The organism is Pseudomonas sp. NFACC04-2, assembly GCF_900119265.1.
Lineage (GTDB): Bacteria > Pseudomonadota > Gammaproteobacteria > Pseudomonadales > Pseudomonadaceae > Aquipseudomonas > Aquipseudomonas fluorescens_AA.
The window spans coordinates 179554-199078 of the sequence record NZ_FPJC01000010.1 but is presented as its reverse complement, the minus strand read 5'-3'; the positions used below and the strand labels follow the sequence as shown (position 1 = coordinate 199078).

The window sequence follows — 19525 nt, the reverse complement described above, 5'->3', positions numbered from 1 at the left end:
TTATGCCTTTTTCTGGTGTTGAGCCAAAGCGGCCTTCACGAAACCACTGAACAGCGGATGGCCGTCCCGTGGCGTCGAGGTGAACTCGGGGTGGAACTGGCAGGCGACGAACCACGGATGGTCCGGGGACTCGACCACTTCCACCAGCGCGCCATCACCGGAACGACCGGAGATTTTCAGGCCGGCCTCGATCAGTTGCGGCAGCAGGTTGTTGTTCACTTCGTAGCGATGACGGTGACGCTCGACGATCACATCCTTGGCATAGCAATCGTGCACCTTGGAGCCGGCTTCGAGCAGGCATTCCTGGGCGCCCAGACGCATGGTGCCGCCCAGGTCCGAGCTTTCGGTGCGCACTTCCACGGCGCCGGTGGCATCTTCCCATTCGGTGATGAGGCCCACGACCGGATGGCCGCTGGCGCGATCGAACTCGGTGGAGTTGGCGTCTTTCCAGCCCAGCACGTTACGGGCGAACTCGATGACCGCCACTTGCATGCCCAGGCAGATCCCCAGGTAAGGCACCTTGTTTTCACGAGCGTATTGCACGGCGGTGATCTTGCCTTCCACGCCCCGCAGGCCGAAGCCGCCCGGCACGAGGATCGCATCGGCGCCTTCGAGCAAGCCAGTGCCCTGGTTCTCGATGTCTTCGGAATCGATGTAGCGCAGGTTGACCTTGGTGCGGTTGCTGATACCGGCGTGACTCATTGCCTCGATCAGCGACTTGTAGGCGTCCAGCAGTTCCATGTACTTGCCGACCATCGCGATGGTGACTTCGTGTTCCGGATTGAGCTTGGCATCGACCACGGCGTCCCATTCGGACAGGTCGGCGCTGGCGCACTGCAGGCCGAAGCGCTCGACGACGAAATCGTCCAGGCCCTGGGAGTGCAGGATGCCCGGGATCTTGTAGATGGTGTCGGCGTCTTCCAGGCCGATGACCGCGCGCTCTTCAACGTTGGTGAACTGGGCGATCTTGCGACGCGACGAGATGTCGATCGGGTGATCGGAGCGGCAGATCAACACGTCAGGCTGCAGGCCGATGGAACGCAGTTCCTTGACCGAGTGCTGCGTCGGCTTGGTCTTGGTTTCGCCAGCGGTGGCGATGTACGGGACCAGAGTCAGGTGCATCAGCATCGCGCGCTTGGCGCCGATTTCGAAACGCAACTGGCGGATGGCTTCGAGGAACGGCTGGGACTCGATATCGCCCACGGTCCCGCCGATTTCGACCATTGCCACGTCGGCGTCGCCGGCACCCTTGATGATGCGGCGCTTGATTTCGTCGGTGATGTGCGGGATGACCTGGATGGTCGCGCCCAGATAGTCACCGCGACGCTCCTTGCGCAGCACGTGCTCGTAGACACGGCCGGTGGTGAAGTTGTTGTTTTGGGTCATGGTCGTGCGGATGAACCGCTCGTAGTGGCCCAGGTCCAGGTCGGTCTCGGCGCCGTCGTGGGTGACGAACACTTCACCGTGCTGGAACGGGCTCATGGTGCCCGGGTCGACGTTGATGTACGGGTCCAGCTTGAGCATGGTGACCTTAAGTCCCCGCGCCTCCAGGATGGCCGCCAATGAAGCCGAGGCAATGCCTTTCCCCAATGAAGAAACAACACCGCCCGTGACGAATATGTAGCGCGTCATGAAAAACCCTAGAAGTCTGCGTTAAAGCGGTCCGAGCCGCCGGGGAAAGCGAAGGAAGGCCGAAGCCCCCGATCACCTGCATTAATCACAGTGCACCTTTCAAAAAAACCGCCGCGTTGGGACAGACCGGAAGTGAAATCACCGGTACGTTGCTCGCTACACATTTTTTGGAATCGCCCAGCAAAGACTGCTTGGTAATCGGCAACTCCTGCAATTCAGGCGAATCCACAGAAGTTGTATCAAGAAGGGAGCGTAGTCTACCGGAAAGCCCCTTTCAGCTCAAACCCAGATCTTGGTTTCCTGGCGTCCAGATCAATCGCCAACTGCTATCAGCTTGTGCATCGAGCCCGGCCAGGTTGGCCACCGCCAGCAATTGCTCGCCTTGATAGAGCAGCGGCAATCGGCCGCGAACGAACGCCGGCACGCCCTTTTCATTGAGCAAACGCTTGAGATCACGATGGCCACGACCCGCTAACGCCAGCACCTCGCCGCCTTGACGATAGCGCACGCTGAGCGGCCCCGCAGGCGGCTGGCCGATAAGCACCACCTGGCCATTGCCCGGCAAGCGCAGCGGCAGTACCGGATCCGCCCAGTCGACGGGGCCTGGCGGCGAACATCGCCAATGGTCGGATAACCACCAGACCCGCCCGGCGGCCCGGTGCAGCTCGCCACCGGCCAGGCGCCATATGGGCCGGGCATCGCCCGCGGCATCGCGCAACGAGTCCCAGCCCGCCCAGTGATCGGTATCGGGCAGCAGGGTCAAGGGTGCCAGCCAGTGGCTCAACGCGTTGCGCTGACGGGCCGGCGACAACACCCGCAACGGCGCCAGCACCAGCGATTGCAGCCCAAGCCAATCGAACGCATCCGGGGTCATGGCCTGGGCCAAGTCGATCCGCGCCAAGTCGTCCAGCAACCCTTGGGCTTCACCCATGTGCGCAGCACTTCGGGCCAGGGTCGCCGAGGCTTGCGGCCAATGCTCGGCCAGCACTGGAAAAACCCGCTGGCGCAGGTAGTTGCGCGCGTACCGGTGATCATCGTTGGACGGGTCGTCGATCCAGCTCAAGCCCTGTTGCGTCGCATAGGCTTGCAGCTCGGCACGGGACACCTCGAGCAAAGGCCGCAGCAGATGCCCCAGACCCAAAGGCCGCTGCCGTGGCATCGCCGCCAAGCCCTTCACCCCTGCCCCCCGCAGCAGGCGAAACAACAAGGTTTCGGCCTGGTCATCACGATGCTGGGCGGTGAGCAGCACTTCATTGCCCTGGAGGGCCGCCACGAACGCGCCATAACGCGCCTGCCGGGCTGCCCCCTCGATACTGGCGCCAGGGCGCACTTGCACATTCACCACCTCCAGCGGTACGCCAAGGGCGGCACAGACCGAACGGCAATGATCCGGCCACGCCTCGGCCACCGCCTGAAGGCCGTGATGCACGTGGATAGCACTTAGCGCGGGCAAGGCGTGGTGTTGCGAAAGGGTCACGAGAAGGTGTAGCAGGACGGTGGAGTCGAGGCCGCCGGAGAAGGCGATGCGCCAGGTGGCGGCGTTGCGCCAGGGGGATAGTTGTGTGAGGAGCCGGGTTGGCAGGTCGATGCTTGCGTTCATGGGTATCAGCCTTGGCACAAATTAAATGTGGGAGCGGGCTTGCTCGCGAAGGCGGTGAATCAGTCAACACATGGGTTGAATGTTAAACCGCTTTCGCGAGCAAGCCCGCTCCCACACTGGCTCCCCACACAACTGCTGGAAGCTTGGTCAGATCAGAGACCGTAGCTCATCAACCGCTCGTAGCGACGGGCCAGCAGCGCGTCGTTGTCGAACTTCTTGAGCATTGACAGCTGGGAACTCAGCTCGGCGCGGATCAGTGCCGCCGCCGCAGCCGGGTCGCGGTGGGCGCCGCCCACGGGCTCGTTGATCACTTTGTCGACGATGCCCAGGCCTTTGAGACGCTCGGCGGTAATGCCCATGGCCTCGGCGGCATCCGGCGCCTTCTCGGCCGTTTTCCACAGGATCGAGGCGCAGCCTTCCGGCGAGATCACCGCGTAAGTGGAATACTGCAGCATGTTCAACTGGTCGCAGACACCGATGGCCAACGCACCGCCGGAACCGCCTTCGCCAATCACGGTGGCGATGATCGGGGTTTTCAGGCGTGCCATGACGCGCAGGTTCCAGGCAATCGCTTCGCTCTGGTTGCGCTCTTCGGCATCGATGCCCGGGTAGGCGCCCGGGGTGTCGATGAAGGTCAGGATCGGCATCTTGAAGCGCTCGGCCATCTCCATCAGGCGGCACGCCTTGCGGTAGCCTTCCGGACGCGGCATGCCGAAGTTGCGGCGCACCTTCTCGCGGACTTCGCGGCCTTTCTGATGGCCGATAACCATCACCGGCTGCTCGTCCAGGCGGGCAACGCCGCCGACGATCGCGGCGTCGTCGGAGAAGTGACGGTCGCCATGCAGCTCATCGAACTCGGTAAAGATGTGGTCGATGTAGTCCAGGGTGTAGGGACGACGCGGGTGACGCGCCAGGCGGGCGATCTGCCAACTGGTCAGCTTGCCGAAGATGTCTTCGGTCAGCGTGCGGCTTTTGTCCTGCAGACGAGAGATTTCATCGCCGATATTCAGCGAATTGTCATTACCGACCAAGCGCAACTCTTCGATCTTGGCTTGCAGGTCGGCGATCGGCTGTTCGAAATCTAGAAAATTCGGGTTCATAGGCGTCCGTCTTGGGTCGACGTCCAAGAGAGCTTGGGCCGGCCGGTTGTCTATTCGCGCCTACCTTAAGGGAGAGGCGCGTTCAGGTCGAGATTAAAAATTCAGGTCGAGATCAGGGGCATTCCGGTTTCAACAGTGGCCCCTGGCCGTCAACGGTATTGGAGGAAGACGTTGTCTTTGCCGAACTGGTCACGCAAGGCTTGAATCAACGCATCCGCCGGATCGATCCGCCAGCCTTCACCGAACTGCAGCACGGCCTTGGCATCGGGGCGTACGTACTCCATGGTGATCGGACAGGCACCGCGATGGCGCTTGAACAATTCGCCCAACCAGCGTAGCTGATCGCCCTTGAGGTCCTGGGTCTGCAACTTCAGGCGCAGGCTCTCGGCCAGGTTGGTCCGGGCATCTTCCATGCTCATCACCCGCTTGACCCGCAGCCGCAGGCCACCGGAGAAATCATCGTTGCTGACTTCGCCTTCCACCACCACCATCGCGTCGGTCTGCAGCAGCGACTGCGCCGAATGGAACGCATCGGCGAAGAGTGACGCCTCGATGCGCCCGGAGCGGTCGTCCAGGGTGATGAACCCCATCTTGTCGCCCTTTTTGTTCTTCATCACCCGCAGGGCGATGATCATGCCGGCGACCGTCTGGGTGTCGCGCGCCGGCTTGAGGTCAATGATACGCTGGCGGGCGAAGCGGCGGATCTCGCCTTCGTATTCGTCGATCGGGTGGCCGGTGAGGTACAGGCCCAGGGTGTCTTTTTCACCCTTGAGGCGTTCCTTGAGGGTCAGTTCCTTGGCCTTGCGATGGTTGCCGTAGACATCGGCGTCTTCCTCGACGAACAGCCCGCCAAACAGGTCGGCGTGGCCGCTGTCGTGGGTACGGGCGGTCTGTTCGGCGGCCTTGATCGCCTCCTCCATCGCCGCCAGCAACACCGCGCGGTTGCGGTCGATGTTGGCCTGATAGGCCTTGGGCTCATCCTGGAAGTAAGGCCCGAGCCGGTCCAGGGCGCCACTGCGGATCAATCCGTCGAGGGTGCGCTTGTTGATGCGCTTGAGATCGACCCGCGCGCAGAAATCGAACAGGTCCTTGAACGGCCCGTCCTGGCGCGCTTCGGTGATGGCTTCCACCGGCCCCTCGCCCACGCCCTTGATCGCCCCGAGGCCATAGATGATGCGGCCTTCGTCGTTCACCGTGAACTTGAACTCCGAAGCGTTCACGTCCGGTGCGTCGAGGCGCAGCTTCATGGTCCGCACTTCTTCGATCAAGGTCACGACCTTGTCGGTGTTGTGCATATCCGCCGACAGTACCGCGGCCATGAATGGCGCCGGGTAATGCGCCTTCAACCATGCCGTCTGATACGACACCAGGCCATAGGCGGCGGAGTGGGATTTGTTGAAGCCGTAGCCGGCGAATTTTTCCACCAGGTCGAAGATGTTGCCTGCCAGGTCCGCATCGATGCCGTTGTTCGCGCAACCTTCGATGAAACCGCCGCGCTGCTTAGCCATTTCCTCGGGCTTTTTCTTACCCATGGCTCGACGCAGCATGTCCGCGCCGCCGAGGGTGTAGCCGGCCATCACCTGGGCAATCTGCATCACCTGTTCCTGGTACAGGATGATGCCGTAGGTCGGGGCCAGCACCGGCTTGAGGCCGTCGTACTGATAATCCGGGTGCGGGTACGCCAGCTCGGCGCGACCGTGCTTACGGTTGATGAAGTCATCCACCATGCCCGATTGCAGGGGGCCCGGACGGAACAGGGCCACCAGTGCGATCAGGTCTTCCAGGCAGTCGGGCTTGAGCTTCTTGATCAGCTCTTTCATGCCCCGGGATTCAAGCTGGAACACCGCCGTGGTTTCGGCTTTTTGCAACAGGCTGTAGGTCGGCTTGTCATCCAGCGGGATGAAGGCAATGTCCAGCGGCTCTTCGCCAACCTTGGCCCGGTCGCGGTTGATGGTTTTCAGCGCCCAGTCGATGATCGTCAGGGTCCGCAGGCCGAGGAAGTCGAACTTCACCAGGCCCGCCGCCTCGACGTCGTCCTTGTCGAACTGGGTCACCAGGCCGTCGCCTTCTTCGTCGCAATAGATCGGCGAGAAGTCCGTCAACTTGGTCGGCGCGATGACCACGCCCCCGGCGTGCTTACCGACGTTACGCACCACGCCTTCGAGCTTGCGGGCCATCTCCCAGATTTCCGCGGCCTCTTCGTCGACCTTGATGAAGTCCCGCAGGATTTCTTCCTGCTCGTAGGCCTTCTCCAGGGTCATGCCGACCTCGAACGGAATCATCTTCGACAGACGATCCGCCAGACCGTAGGACTTGCCCTGCACCCGCGCCACGTCACGCACCACCGCCTTGGCGGCCATGGAACCGAAGGTGATGATCTGGCTCACCGCGTTGCGGCCGTATTTCTCGGCCACGTAGTCGATGACCCGGTCGCGACCGTCCATGCAGAAGTCGACGTCGAAGTCGGGCATGGATACCCGCTCAGGGTTGAGGAAACGTTCGAACAGCAGGTCATATTCCAGCGGGTCGAGGTCAGTGATCTTCTGCACATAGGCCACCAGCGACCCGGCACCCGATCCACGGCCAGGGCCCACCGGCACGCCGTTGTTCTTGGCCCACTGGATGAAGTCCATCACGATGAGGAAGTAACCGGGAAAACCCATCTGGATGATGATATCCAGCTCGAAATTCAACCGATCGACATAGACCTGGCGCTTGGCTTCGTAATCTTCGGTGGTGTCCTTGGGCAACAGGACGCGGAGGCGGTCGTCGAGGCCATCGAAGGAGACTTTGCGGAAATACTCGTCGATGGTCATGCCATCGGGAATCGGGAAGTTGGGCAGGAAGTGCTTGCCCAGCTTCACTTCGATGTTGCAGCGCTTGGCGATCTCGACGGTGTTTTCCAGCGCCTCGGGCAAGTCGCTGAACAACTCGGCCATTTCCTCGGCGCTCTTGAGGTATTGCTGGTCGCTGTAGTTCTTCGACCGACGCGGGTCGTCGAGGGCACGGCCTTCACCGATGCAGACCCGCGTTTCGTGGGCTTCGAAATCTTCCTGCTTGATGAACCGCACGTCGTTGGTCGCCACCAGCGGCGCGCCGATCTTGTCGGCCAGGGCCACGGCGGCATGCAGGTGCTCTTCGTCATTGGGGCGGTGGGTGCGTTGCACCTCGATGTAGAAACGGTCCGGGAACACCGCCATCCAGTCACGGGCCAGGGTCTCGGCCTCGTCGGGATTGCCACTGAGCAGGGCCAGGCCGATTTCACCTTCCTTGGCCGCCGACAGCATGATCAGCCCTTCACTGGCCTCGGCCACCCACTCGCGCTCGATGATGATCGAGCCGTTGCGCTGGCCATCGATAAAGCCGCGGGAGATCAGCTCGGTGAGGTTGCGATAACCCACGGCGTTCATCACCAACAGGCTGATACGGCTCAGCGGCGCGTCCGGGTCCTTGTTCGACAGCCACAGGTCGGCGCCACAGATCGGCTTGATCCCGGCGCCCATGGCGGCCTTGTAGAACTTGACCAGCGAGCACATGTTGTTCTGGTCGGTAACCGCCACGGCAGGCATGTTCATGCCCACCAGGGTCTTGACCAGAGGCTTGATCCGCACCAGACCGTCGACCAGGGAGTATTCAGTGTGCAGGCGTAGATGAACGAATGAAGCCGGCATAGTGATCCTGCGTTAAGTCATGAAAACAACAAGGCCCGGATTGTACCGGGCCTTGGGTAAAACATCAGCCTGCAACCCATACCGCTCATTGAAGTGATTGGATACGTGGCAAGGGAGCTTGCTCCCGCTGGGCTGCGCAGCAGCCCCTTCTTATGGGCGCTTCGCACCCAAGCGGGAGCAAGCTCCCTCGCCACAATGAATCAGGCGAATCTCTCGCTTTCGATCAAGCCATCACGGGCCTCATAGGCCAGCCGCACCGGGGCGAACGAGCGCCGATGAATCGGCGTCGGCCCCAGGCGCGCCAGGGCTTCCAGATGAACGGGGGTCGGGTAGCCCTTGTGGCTGCCGATGCCGTAGCCCGGGTAGATCAACTCGAAGGCGCTCATTTCCCGGTCACGGCTGACCTTCGCCAGGATCGAGGCCGCCGCGATGGCCGGCACCTTGCCGTCGCCCTGGATGACCGCTTCGGCGCGCATCGACAGTTTCGGGCAGCGATTGCCATCGATCATCGCCAACTTCGGCGTGATGTGCAGGCCCTGCACCGCACGCTGCATGGCGAGCATGGTGGCGTGCAGGATATTGAGCTCATCGATTTCTTCGACTTCGGCCCGGGCGATGCACCAGCTCAGGGCTTTCTCGCAGATTTCGTCGTAGAGTTTTTCGCGACGGGCTTCCGTGAGTTTCTTCGAGTCATTGAGCCCCAGGATCGGTCGGTTCGGGTCGAGAATCACCGCCGCCGTCACCACCGCGCCGCACAACGGGCCGCGCCCCACTTCATCGACACCGGCCACCAGCTCTTCCACTTCGGCGACCAGGTTGAAATCCAGGCCCATCTGTAGCTTTACATTGCTCATGGTTTTGCGCCGATCAGGGTCAGTACCGCGTCAGCCGCCTGGTTGGAGGCATCGCGACGCAGGGTACGGTGAATTTCGTCAAAGCCCCGAGTCTGTTCCTCGCCGCCGTCGATCAAGGGCGAGAGCGTGGCGGCCAGCGCCTCGGCGGTCGCATCGTCCTGCAGCAGCTCCGGCACCAACAGGCGTTGGGCCAGCAGGTTCGGCAAGGACACGTAGGGGCTCTTGACCATGCGCTTGAGAATCCAGAACGTCAGCGGCGCCAGGCGATAGGCGACCACCATCGGGCGTTTATACAACAACGCCTCAAGGGTAGCAGTGCCGGAGGCAATCAACACCGCATCACAGGCCGCCAACGCGTCATGGGAACGGCCATCGAGCAACGTCACCGGCAAATCGCGACCGACCAGCAGGGCTTCCAGCTGGACGCGCCGCTGCGGACTGGCACACGGCAGGACAAAACGCACACCAGGGCGCAGCGCCCGAAGGCGTTCGGCGGCGTCGAAGAACAAGCCACCCAGGCGACTCACTTCGCCGCCCCGGCTACCGGGCATCAAGGCCACCAGCGGTCCGTCGGGCAAGCCCAACGCCTGGCGAGCAGCCTCGCGGTCGGCCTCCAGGGGAATGGTATCGGCCAGGGTATGCCCGACAAACCGCACCGGCACGCCCTTCTCTTCGTAGAACCTGGCCTCGAACGGCAGCAGCGTCAGCATCAGGTCGCAGCCTTCGCGGATCTTCAGCACCCGCTTCTGCCGCCAGGCCCAGACCGACGGGCTGACGTAGTGCACGGTCTTGATCCCGGCCTGACGCAATTTGAGTTCGATATTGAGGGTGAAATCCGGCGCATCGATGCCGATGAACACATCCGGTTTTTCTTCGATCAGGGTCTGGATCAGTTTCTTGCGCCGGGCCAGCAGCTCGCGCAGGCGACCGAGCACTTCCACCAGCCCCATCACCGACAGGCGTTCCATCGGGAAATAGGAGGTCAGGCCTTCGGCCTGCATCAATGGCCCACCGACGCCGATGAATTCCACTGCGGGGTGCTGCGCCTTGAGCGCTCGCATCAGACCCGCGCCCAGAATGTCACCGGAAGCCTCTCCCGCCACCAGTGCAACGCGCACGTTAGCCATGATCAGCGAGTGATGCCGCGGGTCGAAGACTGGATGGAGTCGCGGAAGATCGCGACTTCCGGGTATTGCGCCGAAGCCTCGGCCAGTTCGGCGAGCGCCTGCTCGACGGTCAGGCCCTGGCGGTACACCACCTTGTAGGCGCGACGCAGGGCCGTAATCGCTTCTTCGCTGAAACCACGACGGCGCATGCCTTCGAAGTTCATGCTGCGGGCTTCGGCCGGGTTGCCAAACACCGTGACATAGGCTGGGACGTCCTTGCCAATGGCGGTGCCCATGCCAGAAAAGCTGTGGGCGCCGATATGGCAATACTGGTGCACCAGGGTGAACCCGGACAGGATCGCCCAATCGTCCACGTGCACATGGCCGGCCAACGCGGTGTTGTTGACCAGGATGCAATGGTTGCCAATCACGCTGTCATGGCCGATGTGTGCGTAAGCCATGATCAGGTTGTGGTCGCCCAGGGTCGTTTCGGAACGATCCTGGACGGTGCCACGGTGAATCGTCACGCCTTCGCGGATCACGTTGTGATCGCCAATGACCAGACGGGTTTCTTCACCTTTGTACTTGAGATCGGGCGTGTCCTCGCCTACCGAAGAAAACTGGTAGATGCGATTGTGACGACCAATCCGGGTCGGTCCCTTGAGAATTACGTGGGGACCGATCACCGTACCCTCGCCGATTTCCACACCTGCGCCGACAATCGACCACGGGCCGACCTCGACATCGGCGGCCAGGACGGCCGTCGGATCGATGATTGCGCGAGGGTCAATCAAACTCATAGTTTGCGTTCCGCACAGATGATTTCAGCGGAGCAGACTGGCTTGCCGTCGACCGAAGCCTGGCATTCGAATTTCCAGATCTGGCGCTTGCAACTGATGAACTTGGCTTCGAGGATCAACTGATCGCCCGGGGTGACCGGCTGGCGGAAGCGCAGCTTGTCGGAACCGACGAAGTAATAGAGCGTGCCATCGGCAGGCTTGACGTCGAGCATTTTGAAACCAAGGATCCCGGCAGCCTGGGCCATCGCCTCGATGATCAATACGCCCGGCATGATGGGATGCGCGGGGAAGTGACCATTGAAGAACGGCTCGTTGATGCTGACATTCTTATAGGCGCGAATGCGCTTGCCTTCAACGTCCAGGTCCACCACCCGATCCACCAGCAGGAACGGGTAACGGTGAGGCAGGTATTCGCGAATCTCGTTGATGTCCATCATTTCGGGGGGAAGCCTATGTAAAGATTGGGAGCGCACGAGTGACGCGCACTCCGCTAGCAAATCAAGATGCCCTAACGGCTGTGCACACTTGATATGGAAATGGTATCAGCCATCTGATGAAGCATTACCGCCAGGGGTCACGTCCCCTACACGCTTTTCCACCTGCTTGAGGCGCCGCGCGATGTCGTCGAGCTGGCGTATACGCGCCGCGCTCTTGCGCCATTCGGCTGCCGGTTGCATGGCTGTGCCGGAAGAATAGGCGCCTGGCTCGGTAATCGAGTGGGTCACCATGGTCATCCCGGTCAGGAATACGTTGTCACAGATGTCGATATGGCCCACCAGGCCCACGCCACCGGCGAGCATGCAATGCTTGCCGATCTTGGTGCTACCGGAGATCCCCACGCAGGCGGCCATGGCGGTGTGGTCACCGACCTGGACGTTGTGGGCGATCTGGATCTGGTTGTCGAGCTTGACGCCATTACCGATGACTGTGTCGGCCAGGGCACCGCGGTCGATCGCGGTGTTGACGCCGATCTCCACGTCATCGCCGATGGTGACACCACCGATCTGGGCGATCTTCTGCCAGATGCCTTTCTCGTTGGCAAAACCGAACCCTTCGCCACCCAGCACGGCGCCGGACTGGATCACCACCCGCTTGCCGATGCGCACATCGTGATACAGGGTGACCCGTGGCGCCAGCCAGCCACCTTCGCCGATCTCGCTGCGCGCACCAATGACGCAATGGGCGCCCAGCGTGACGCCGGCACCGATTCGGGCCGCGCTTTCGATAACCACGAACGGACCGACGCTGGCGGTAGGGTCCACCACGGCATCTGTGGCGATCACGGCGCTGGGATGAATACCGGCGGCCGATGTCGGCTTGGGATCGAATAGATGGGAAATGCGGGCGTACGCCAGGTACGGATCGGGCACGATCAAGGCATCGCCGGTAAACCCATCGGCATCAGCGGCCTTGAGCAACAGCGCGGCGGCCCGGCTGTCGACCAGGTACTTGCGGTATTGAGGGTTTGCCAGAAAGCTCAACTGAGCTGGGCCAGCCTCTCGCAAAGTGGCTAGCCCAGTAATTGTCTTCTCCGGGTCGCCACGCAGGGTGGCGCCAAGGAACTCGGCCAACTGGCCGAGCTTGATAGTCGCTGTCATGGATTACTTCAGCTGATTCATGCGCTCGATCACTTGGCGCGTGATGTCGTACTGAGGCTTGACATCGATCACTGCGCCACGCTCGAACACCAGGTCAAAACCACCTTTCTTGATGACTTCTTCCACGGCGCTGTCGAGCTTCGGCTTGAGTTGCTTGAGCATTTCGCGGTCGGCAACGGCTTTCGCTTCGTTCAGCTCCTTGGACTGGAACTGGAAGTCACGGGCCTTTTGCTTGAATTCAAGCTCCAGACGCTCGCGCTCGCCCTGGGCCATCTTGTCGCCACCGGCGACCAGACGATCCTGGATGCCCTTGGCGCTGCTTTCCAGGCCTTTGAGCTTGGTCAGTTGAGGGCCGAATTTTTTCTCGGCATCCACGGCGTACTTCTTCGCCGCGTCGGATTCCAGCAGAGCCATCTGATAATTCAGCACGGCAATTTTCATGTCGGCAAAAGCCGGACCGGCGACCAGCACGGTCGCCAGGAGAACCAATTGAGTCAACTTACGCACGATGCACTCCTACAAAATCCATTGTCGTTATCTTGGGTCAGACGCTTAGAACGTCTGGCCGAGGGAGAATTGGAACACTTGGGTTTCAGCGTCATCCGGCTTCTTGATCGGCATTGCCAGCGCGAAACTCAAAGGACCCAGCGCGGTGACCCACGTCACGCCCACACCGACGGAGCTGGCCAGGTTGCTCAGACTGATGTCGTTGCACTGAGTATCGGATCGGGTGCCGTTGGCATTGGTAGTGTCGCTGCACTTGGAGTCGAATACGTTACCTACGTCCCAGAATACCGAGGTACGCAGGGAACGCTGATCCTTGACGAACGGCATCGGGAAGAGGACTTCCAGACCACCCTGGATAAGGACATTGCCACCGAACGGAAGCGGGTCCTGGTCCGGGTCGGCAATGGTGCCTGGATTGTTGCCCCGGCTCGGCGTACTGCGCGGACCCAGGGTGCTGTCCTTGAAGCCACGTACCGAGTTGAAACCACCGGCATAGTAGTTCTCGTAGAACGGCAGGCCGTCGGTCGAGCCGTAGCCGTCACCATAGCCCAGCTCGGTGTGCAGACGCATGGTGTAGTTGTCGGACAGCGGCTGGAACAGCTGGCCACGGTAGTCGAGCTTGAAGAACGACAGGTCGCTGCCAGGAGTGGTGGTTTCGAACACCAGGCTCTGGGAATGACCACGGGTCGCCAGCACGCCCTTGTTCAGGGTCGATTCGGACCAGCCGGCGGACGCCTTGAAGTTCAGGTAGCTGTCGCCTTCCTTGTTAACGAAGTCGAAGATCTCGTCGACGGTGTAGCGACCGGTGTTGATCTTGTCCTGCTGGGCGGTGAGGCCGAAGGTCAGGCGCGAGGTCTCGCTGATCGGGTAGCCGATGTTGGCGCCGACACCGTAGCTGTCCACCGCATAGCTGGAGATGTCAGAGTCCAGCTCGTCGTAGTCGGTGGTGCGGTAGAAGGCGTTGTAGCCCAGGCTCACGCCGTCGGCGGTCCAGTAGGGGTCCACGAAACCGAAGTTATAGCGGGTCTGGTATTCGCTGCGGGTCAAGCCGATGCTGACCTTGTTACCGGTACCCAGGAAGTTGTTCTGGGTGATCGAGCCACCGAGGATCAGACCGGCGCTCTGGGCGAAACCGACGCTGGCGGTGATCGAGCCGGAAGCCTGCTCTTCGACGCTGTAGTTCACATCGACCTGGTCATCGACGCCCGGCACTGCCGGTGTCTCGACGTTGACTTCCTTGAAGAAGCCCAGGCGCTCCAGGCGGGTCTTGGACTGGTCGATCAGGTAGGTCGACGCCCAGCCACCTTCCATCTGGCGCATTTCACGGCGCAGCACTTCGTCCTCGGACTTGGTGTTGCCACGGAAGTTGATGCGGTTGACGTAGGCACGCTTGCCCGGGTCCACGGCGAACGTGATGTCGACGGTGTGGTCTTCATCGTGTGGCTGCGGCACGCCGTTGACGTTGGCGAAGGTGTAGCCCTCGTTACCCAGGCGGCGGGTGATCAGCTCGGAGGTGGTGGTCATCAGCTTGCGCGAGAACACCTGGCCCTTCTGTACCAGCAGCAGCGACTTGACCTGGTCCTCGGGAACCTTCAGGTCACCGCTGAGCTTGACGTCACGAACGGTGTACTTCTCGCCTTCGTTGACGTTGACGGTGATGTAGACGTGCTTCTTGTCCGGGGTGATGGACACCTGGGTCGAAGCGATGTCCATGTTGATGTAGCCACGGTCCAGGTAGTAGGAACGCAGGCGCTCCAGGTCACCGGAGAGTTTTTCACGGGCGTACTTGTCGTCGTTCTTGAAGAACGACAGCCAGTTGGTGGTCTTGAGTTCGAACAGGTCGATCAGGTCTTCATCCGGGAAAACCGTGTTGCCCACCACGTTGATGTGCTGGATGGCCGCCACGGTACCTTCGTTGATGTTGACCTTCAGGCCGACGCGGTTGCGCGGCTGCGGCACCACTTCGGTGTCGACGGTGGCCGAGTAGCGGCCCTGGGCAACGTACTGGCGCTGCAGCTCGTTACGCACGCCTTCGAGGGTGGCTCGCTGGAAAATCTCGCCTTCGGCCAGGCCGGATTGCTTGAGGCCCTTCATCAGGTCTTCAGTGGAGATCGCCTTGTTGCCTTCGATCTCGATACTGGCGACCGACGGGCGCTCGACAACCGTGATGACCAGGACATTGCCGTCACGGCCCAGCTGGATATCTTGAAAAAAGCCGGTCTTGAACAGCGCACGCGTGGATTCCACCAGGCGCCGATCATCCGCCTGCTCGCCGACGTTCAACGGCAAGGCACCAAAGACACTACCCGCGGAGACCCGCTGGAGGCCATTGACGCGAATATCAGAGATAGTGAAGGACTCGGCGTGAACTTCGGCGATCATCAATACGGTGAGAACCGCAGTTAGCAGCAGACGTTTCATGAAGTCCTTTCTTATTCCAACTGGCAATAAACAAACTGCCGCAAAATGCGGCAGATTCGCAATTCAGCGAAGCGTTACAGACGACCCAGATCGTTGACGAGGGCAAGCAACATGACCCCGACCACCAAGCTGATACCGATCTGTATCCCCCAACCTTGCACCCGATCCGACAAGGGACGACCACGCGCCCACTCGATCAGATAAAACAGCAGATGCCCCCCATCCAGTACCGGAATGGGCAGCAAATTCAGAACCCCCAGGCTAATGCTCAGATAAGCAAGGAAATTCAGGAAATCAGCGACGCCCGACTGGGCAGAAGCGCCCGCCACTTTAGCAATGGTTATCGGTCCACTCAAGTTTTTTACCGAGAGCTCACCGAACAACATTTTCTTGAGCGAGTCCAGCGTCAGGATGCTCATGGTCCAGGTACGACGCGCACCCTCGCCAATCGCCGCCACTGGGCCGAAACTGACCTCGCGGATCATTTCCGGTGGCCAGTCGACCGCCTTGACGCCCGCGCCCAGGTAACCGGTCGGCGCCTTGCTCTCGCCACGGGCGGCCAGGGTCACCGGGACATCGATTGGAGCACCGTCGCGCTCGATGCGCAGCACAATTTTGGTATCAGGACGTACACGAACCGAATCGACGACCTGTTGCCAGTCGCTGACCGGCTGGCCGTCGAGGGCCAGCAACCGATCGCCGGTCTTCAGACCAGCGGTCTGGGCCGGGCCTTTCGGGTCGAGTTCGGCGAGGATCGGCGGCAAGGCTGGACGCCATGGCCGGATCCCCAGGGAGCGGATCGGATCCGGCTCGTCCGCGCCCTTGAGCCAGTTGTCCAAAATGAGTTCGCGAGGCGAATCCACTGTGGAGCCTTGCTCGCGCACCATCAATTGCAACGAACCGCTCTCACCCAGGCGACGTACCAACTGCAGATTGACCGCCGCCCAGCCCGATGTCGGCTCGCCATCGATGGCGACGATTTCCTGCCCGGCACCCAGCCCGGCACGGGCGGCAACGCTACCGGCCTCTACCCCACCGATGACCGGGCGCACCTGCTCGCTGCCCAGCATGGCCAGGCCCCAGAAAAACACCATGGCCAGCAGGAAGTTGGCGATCGGCCCCGCCGCGACGATGGCAATACGCTGACGGACGGTCTTGCGATTGAAGGATTGATCGAGCTGATCGGCCGGGACTTCGCCTTCACGCTCGTCGAGCATCTTGACGTAGCCACCCAACGGGATGGCCGCCACGACGAACTCGGTGCCTTTCTTGTCGTGCCAGCGCAGCAATGGCATGCCAAAGCCCACGGAAAAACGCAGGACCTTGACGCCACAGCGACGCGCAACCCAGAAATGACCGAATTCGTGAAAAGTGACCAACACCCCCAAGGCAACCAGGGTGCCGACAATCATATAGAGCGCGCTCATCTGTTTTCTCCGCAATCCTGTCCAGGGCAACCCTGGCTAACGTATCGCAGCTTCAACGCCCGTGGCGCTGCAGCCATTGGCCCGCCAACTCACGAGCCCTGGCATCCGCCGTAAATACTGTATCGAGGTCATCGACCGAAACCACGGCCTCGAGATTCAAGACTTCCTCGATGATACTCGCGATCTCGAGGTAACGGACACGTCCATCGAGAAATGCGGCAACGGCCACTTCATTGGCCGCGTTCAACATGGCCGGCGCACTGTTGCCCGCCTCGGCCGCCTGGCGCGCCAGGCGCAGGCAGGGGAAGCGCTGCTCATCGGGCGCCTGGAAATCCAGGCGAGCGATAGCGAACAGGTCCAACGGCGCAACGCCCGAGTCGATACGCTCCGGCCAGGCCAGGGCGTTGGCAATTGGAGTGCGCATGTCCGGGTTACCCAACTGGGCCAGCACTGACCCATCGACGTAATCCACCAGGGAGTGAATCACGCTCTGGGGGTGAATCACCACCTCGACCTGCGACGGCTTGGCATCAAACAACCAACAGGCCTCGATCAGCTCCAGGCCCTTGTTCATCATGCTGGCCGAATCCACGGAAATCTTGCGCCCCATGGACCAGTTCGGATGGGCACAGGCCTGCTCGGGTGAAACATGCACCAATTTTTCCAGCGGCGTCTGCCGGAACGGACCACCGGAGGCTGTCAGCAAAATCCGCCGGACACCCACCGCGCCGAGACCACGGGAAAAATCCCGCGGCATGCATTGAAAAATCGCATTGTGCTCGCTATCGATCGGCAGCAACACCGAGCCGCTCTTGCGTACAGCCTGCATGAACAGCGCGCCGGACATCACCAGCGCCTCTTTATTAGCCAGCAGGATCTTCTTGCCAGCTTCTACCGCTGCGAGGGTCGGACGCAGGCCCGCCGCACCGACGATCGCCGCCATCACGGCGTCGACTTCAGGGTCGGCAGCCACTTGGCAGAGCCCCTCCTCCCCCACCAGCACACGGGTTTGCAGGCCGGCTGCGCGCAGATCGTCCTGCAACGTCCGCGCCACGCCAACCTCAGGCACCACGGCAAACCGCGGGGTGTGGCGAATGCACAACGCCAGCAATTCGCTCAAACGCGTGAAGCCACTGAGGGCGAACACCTGGTAGCGCTCCGGATGCCGACCTATGACATCCAGCGTACTAAGACCAATCGAACCGGTCGCACCAAGAACAGTGATCTGCTGTGGGCGACTCACGATGCCGCCATCCACAACAGCACGGCAAAGATCGGGATCGCGGCAGTCAGGCTGTCGATGCGATCCAGCACACCACCGTGACCCGGCAACAGGTTACTGCTGTCCTTGATCCCGGACTGACGCTTGAACATGCTTTCGGTCAGGTCGCCGACCACCGACACGAATACGATCAGGGCGGCGCCAATAAGGCCTATGAACAGTTGCGCGACCGTCCAGTCCCGCACGAAACCGACCACGGTGGTGATCACCAGGCTCAAGGCCAGGCCACCATAGACCCCTTCCCAGCTCTTGCCCGGGCTGACTTGCGGCGCGAGCTTGCGCTTGCCGAAGGCCCGACCGGAGAAATAGGCACCAATGTCGGCCCCCCAGACCAATACCATCACGGCCATGATCTGCCAGTTACCCAACGGGCCTTGCTTGATCCAGATCAGCCCCTGCCAGGCTGGCAGCAGGATCAACAGGCCGATCACCAGCTTGGTCGCCGTATTGGCCCAATGATGCGTCGTCCGTGGATACGTCAGGACCAGGAAGGTCGCCGTCGCCCACCACAGCACCGAGGCACCCAGCACCCAAGGCGCGAGGCCGGGCACCACGTACATGATGAACAGCATGGCCGCCACAGCCGTCGCATAGGTCACGCGCGCCGACTGCGCAGGGAAACCCGCCAGCCGCGCCCACTCCCACGCACCCAAGGTCACGACCAGCCCGATGAACAGCGCAAAGCCGCCACCTTCGAGCAGGAAGAAACCAGCCAGGGCGATAGGCAACAGGATCAAGGCAGTGATGATTCGTTGTTTAAGCATTAAACCCGGGCTCCAGCTTCGATCTGCTCGCTTGTTTTACCGAAGCGACGCTGACGGGAAGCGAAATCGGCCAGTGCGGTGCGCATGGCTTCGTGTTTGAAGTCCGGCCAGAACAGGTCGGAGAAGTACAGCTCGGCATAAGCCAACTGCCAGAGCAGGAAGTTGCTGATGCGATGCTCGCCACCGGTGCGGATGCACAGGTCCGGCAATGGTAGGTCACCAGTCGCCAGGCAGGTCTGCAACAGTTCAGGGGTGATGTCTTCCGGGCGCAAGTGCCCGGCCTGGACTTCCCGCGCCAGTCGCTGGGCAGCCTGGGCTATGTCCCACTGGCCGCCGTAGTTGGCGGCTATCTGCAGGACGAACCGATTGGTGCCCGCCGTCGCGGCCTCGGCCTCGCGCATCGCAGCCTGCAATTCAGGATGGAAGCGCGAGCGATCACCGATGATGCGCAAGCTGATCTTGTTGTCGTTGAGGCGCTTGGCCTCACGACGCAGGGCCTTGAGGAACAAGTCCATCAAGGCGCTGACTTCATCGGCCGGCCGCTGCCAGTTCTCGCTGGAGAAGGCGAACAGGGTCAGCACTTCGACCCCCGCCTCGGCGCACACCTCGATGACCGCACGAACCGCATCGACCCCCGCCTTGTGCCCGGCGACGCCAGGCATAAAGCGTTTCTTGGCCCAGCGGTTGTTGCCGTCCATGATGATCGCCACGTGACGCGGAACCGCGAACGGCACGGCCTGCTTGGTCTTTTCCATGAAAACGA

At 61.5% G+C, this 19525-nt stretch carries 15 protein-coding genes; all 15 read right to left on the bottom strand.

Annotated elements, in window-relative coordinates; all coding sequences use genetic code 11:
* The 15 genes from BT125_RS15745 to uppS all read right to left on the bottom strand — a co-directional run bounded on the left by BT125_RS15745 (position 1) and on the right by uppS (position 19517).
* Positions 1-1632, bottom strand: a complete 1632-nt coding sequence (locus tag BT125_RS15745) for a CTP synthase (RefSeq protein WP_058542194.1) — start codon at positions 1630-1632, stop codon at positions 1-3.
* Between the two features lie 274 nt (positions 1633-1906).
* Positions 1907-3232 carry a tRNA lysidine(34) synthetase TilS gene (gene tilS / locus BT125_RS15740; protein ID WP_072408295.1) on the bottom strand — a complete coding sequence of 442 codons (1326 nt, stop codon included), beginning with the start codon at positions 3230-3232 and terminating at the stop codon, positions 1907-1909.
* 152 nt (positions 3233-3384) lie between these two features.
* Entirely contained in the window at positions 3385-4332 is a 948-nt protein-coding gene (locus tag BT125_RS15735; protein WP_060738991.1) for an acetyl-CoA carboxylase carboxyltransferase subunit alpha, read from the bottom strand.
* Positions 4333-4481: 149 nt separating this feature from the next.
* Positions 4482-8003: a DNA polymerase III subunit alpha gene (gene dnaE / locus BT125_RS15730; RefSeq protein ID WP_072408293.1), complete on the bottom strand. Its 3522-nt coding sequence runs from the start codon at positions 8001-8003 to the stop codon at positions 4482-4484.
* A gap of 200 nt (positions 8004-8203) precedes the next feature.
* Positions 8204-8857, bottom strand: a complete 654-nt coding sequence (gene rnhB / locus BT125_RS15725; protein WP_072408291.1) for a ribonuclease HII — start codon at positions 8855-8857, stop codon at positions 8204-8206.
* Positions 8854-9984 (bottom strand): lipid-A-disaccharide synthase, encoded by a 1131-nt coding sequence (gene lpxB, locus BT125_RS15720; RefSeq protein ID WP_072408289.1) that lies wholly within the window; start codon positions 9982-9984, stop codon positions 8854-8856. The genes rnhB and lpxB overlap by 4 nt, the downstream gene beginning before the upstream one ends.
* Before the next feature lie 2 nt (positions 9985-9986).
* Positions 9987-10763: an acyl-ACP--UDP-N-acetylglucosamine O-acyltransferase gene (gene lpxA / locus BT125_RS15715; protein WP_053118863.1), complete on the bottom strand. Its 777-nt coding sequence runs from the start codon at positions 10761-10763 to the stop codon at positions 9987-9989.
* A complete protein-coding gene (gene fabZ, locus BT125_RS15710) occupies positions 10760-11200 on the bottom strand; it encodes a 3-hydroxyacyl-ACP dehydratase FabZ (RefSeq protein WP_003184897.1) in 441 nt (146 codons plus the stop codon). Before fabZ ends, lpxA begins: the two co-directional genes overlap by 4 nt.
* A gap of 105 nt (positions 11201-11305) precedes the next feature.
* Complete coding sequence (lpxD, locus tag BT125_RS15705) at positions 11306-12361, bottom strand: UDP-3-O-(3-hydroxymyristoyl)glucosamine N-acyltransferase (RefSeq protein WP_072408287.1); 1056 nt, start codon at positions 12359-12361, stop codon at positions 11306-11308.
* A 3-nt stretch (positions 12362-12364) separates the two neighbouring features.
* On the bottom strand, positions 12365-12868 hold the full coding sequence (locus BT125_RS15700; protein WP_003184901.1) for an OmpH/Skp family outer membrane protein: 504 nt from the start codon (positions 12866-12868) through the stop codon (positions 12365-12367).
* Between the two features lie 45 nt (positions 12869-12913).
* Positions 12914-15289 carry an outer membrane protein assembly factor BamA gene (gene bamA / locus BT125_RS15695; protein WP_072408285.1) on the bottom strand — a complete coding sequence of 792 codons (2376 nt, stop codon included), beginning with the start codon at positions 15287-15289 and terminating at the stop codon, positions 12914-12916.
* Between the two features lie 74 nt (positions 15290-15363).
* The gene (rseP, locus tag BT125_RS15690) at positions 15364-16716 is read right to left on the bottom strand and encodes an RIP metalloprotease RseP (protein ID WP_072408283.1); all 1353 of its coding nucleotides are present in this window, start codon (positions 16714-16716) and stop codon (positions 15364-15366) included.
* Positions 16717-16768: 52 nt separating this feature from the next.
* Positions 16769-17959, bottom strand: a complete 1191-nt coding sequence (gene ispC, locus BT125_RS15685) for a 1-deoxy-D-xylulose-5-phosphate reductoisomerase (protein WP_072408281.1) — start codon at positions 17957-17959, stop codon at positions 16769-16771.
* Positions 17956-18762: a phosphatidate cytidylyltransferase gene (locus tag BT125_RS15680; RefSeq protein ID WP_072408279.1), complete on the bottom strand. Its 807-nt coding sequence runs from the start codon at positions 18760-18762 to the stop codon at positions 17956-17958. Before BT125_RS15680 ends, ispC begins: the two co-directional genes overlap by 4 nt.
* Positions 18762-19517 carry a polyprenyl diphosphate synthase gene (uppS, locus tag BT125_RS15675; RefSeq protein WP_060739000.1) on the bottom strand — a complete coding sequence of 252 codons (756 nt, stop codon included), beginning with the start codon at positions 19515-19517 and terminating at the stop codon, positions 18762-18764. Before uppS ends, BT125_RS15680 begins: the two co-directional genes overlap by 1 nt.
* Positions 19518-19525: the final 8 nt, after the last annotated feature.

Excerpts from the sequence above, each read along its gene's own strand:
- BT125_RS15745 (WP_058542194.1), bottom strand. The coding sequence starts at position 1,632 with ATGACGCGCTACATATTCGTCACGGGCGGTGTTGTTTCTTCATTGGGG.
- tilS (WP_072408295.1), bottom strand. The coding sequence starts at position 3,232 with ATGAACGCAAGCATCGACCTGCCAACCCGGCTCCTCACACAACTATCC.
- BT125_RS15735 (WP_060738991.1), bottom strand. The coding sequence starts at position 4,332 with ATGAACCCGAATTTTCTAGATTTCGAACAGCCGATCGCCGACCTGCAA.
- dnaE (WP_072408293.1), bottom strand. The coding sequence starts at position 8,003 with ATGCCGGCTTCATTCGTTCATCTACGCCTGCACACTGAATACTCCCTG.
- rnhB (WP_072408291.1), bottom strand. The coding sequence starts at position 8,857 with ATGAGCAATGTAAAGCTACAGATGGGCCTGGATTTCAACCTGGTCGCC.
- lpxB (WP_072408289.1), bottom strand. The coding sequence starts at position 9,984 with ATGGCTAACGTGCGCGTTGCACTGGTGGCGGGAGAGGCTTCCGGTGAC.
- lpxA (WP_053118863.1), bottom strand. The coding sequence starts at position 10,763 with ATGAGTTTGATTGACCCTCGCGCAATCATCGATCCGACGGCCGTCCTG.
- fabZ (WP_003184897.1), bottom strand. The coding sequence starts at position 11,200 with ATGATGGACATCAACGAGATTCGCGAATACCTGCCTCACCGTTACCCG.
- lpxD (WP_072408287.1), bottom strand. The coding sequence starts at position 12,361 with ATGACAGCGACTATCAAGCTCGGCCAGTTGGCCGAGTTCCTTGGCGCC.
- bamA (WP_072408285.1), bottom strand. The coding sequence starts at position 15,289 with ATGAAACGTCTGCTGCTAACTGCGGTTCTCACCGTATTGATGATCGCC.
- rseP (WP_072408283.1), bottom strand. The coding sequence starts at position 16,716 with ATGAGCGCGCTCTATATGATTGTCGGCACCCTGGTTGCCTTGGGGGTG.
- BT125_RS15680 (WP_072408279.1), bottom strand. The coding sequence starts at position 18,762 with ATGCTTAAACAACGAATCATCACTGCCTTGATCCTGTTGCCTATCGCC.
- uppS (WP_060739000.1), bottom strand. The coding sequence starts at position 19,517 with ATGGAAAAGACCAAGCAGGCCGTGCCGTTCGCGGTTCCGCGTCACGTG.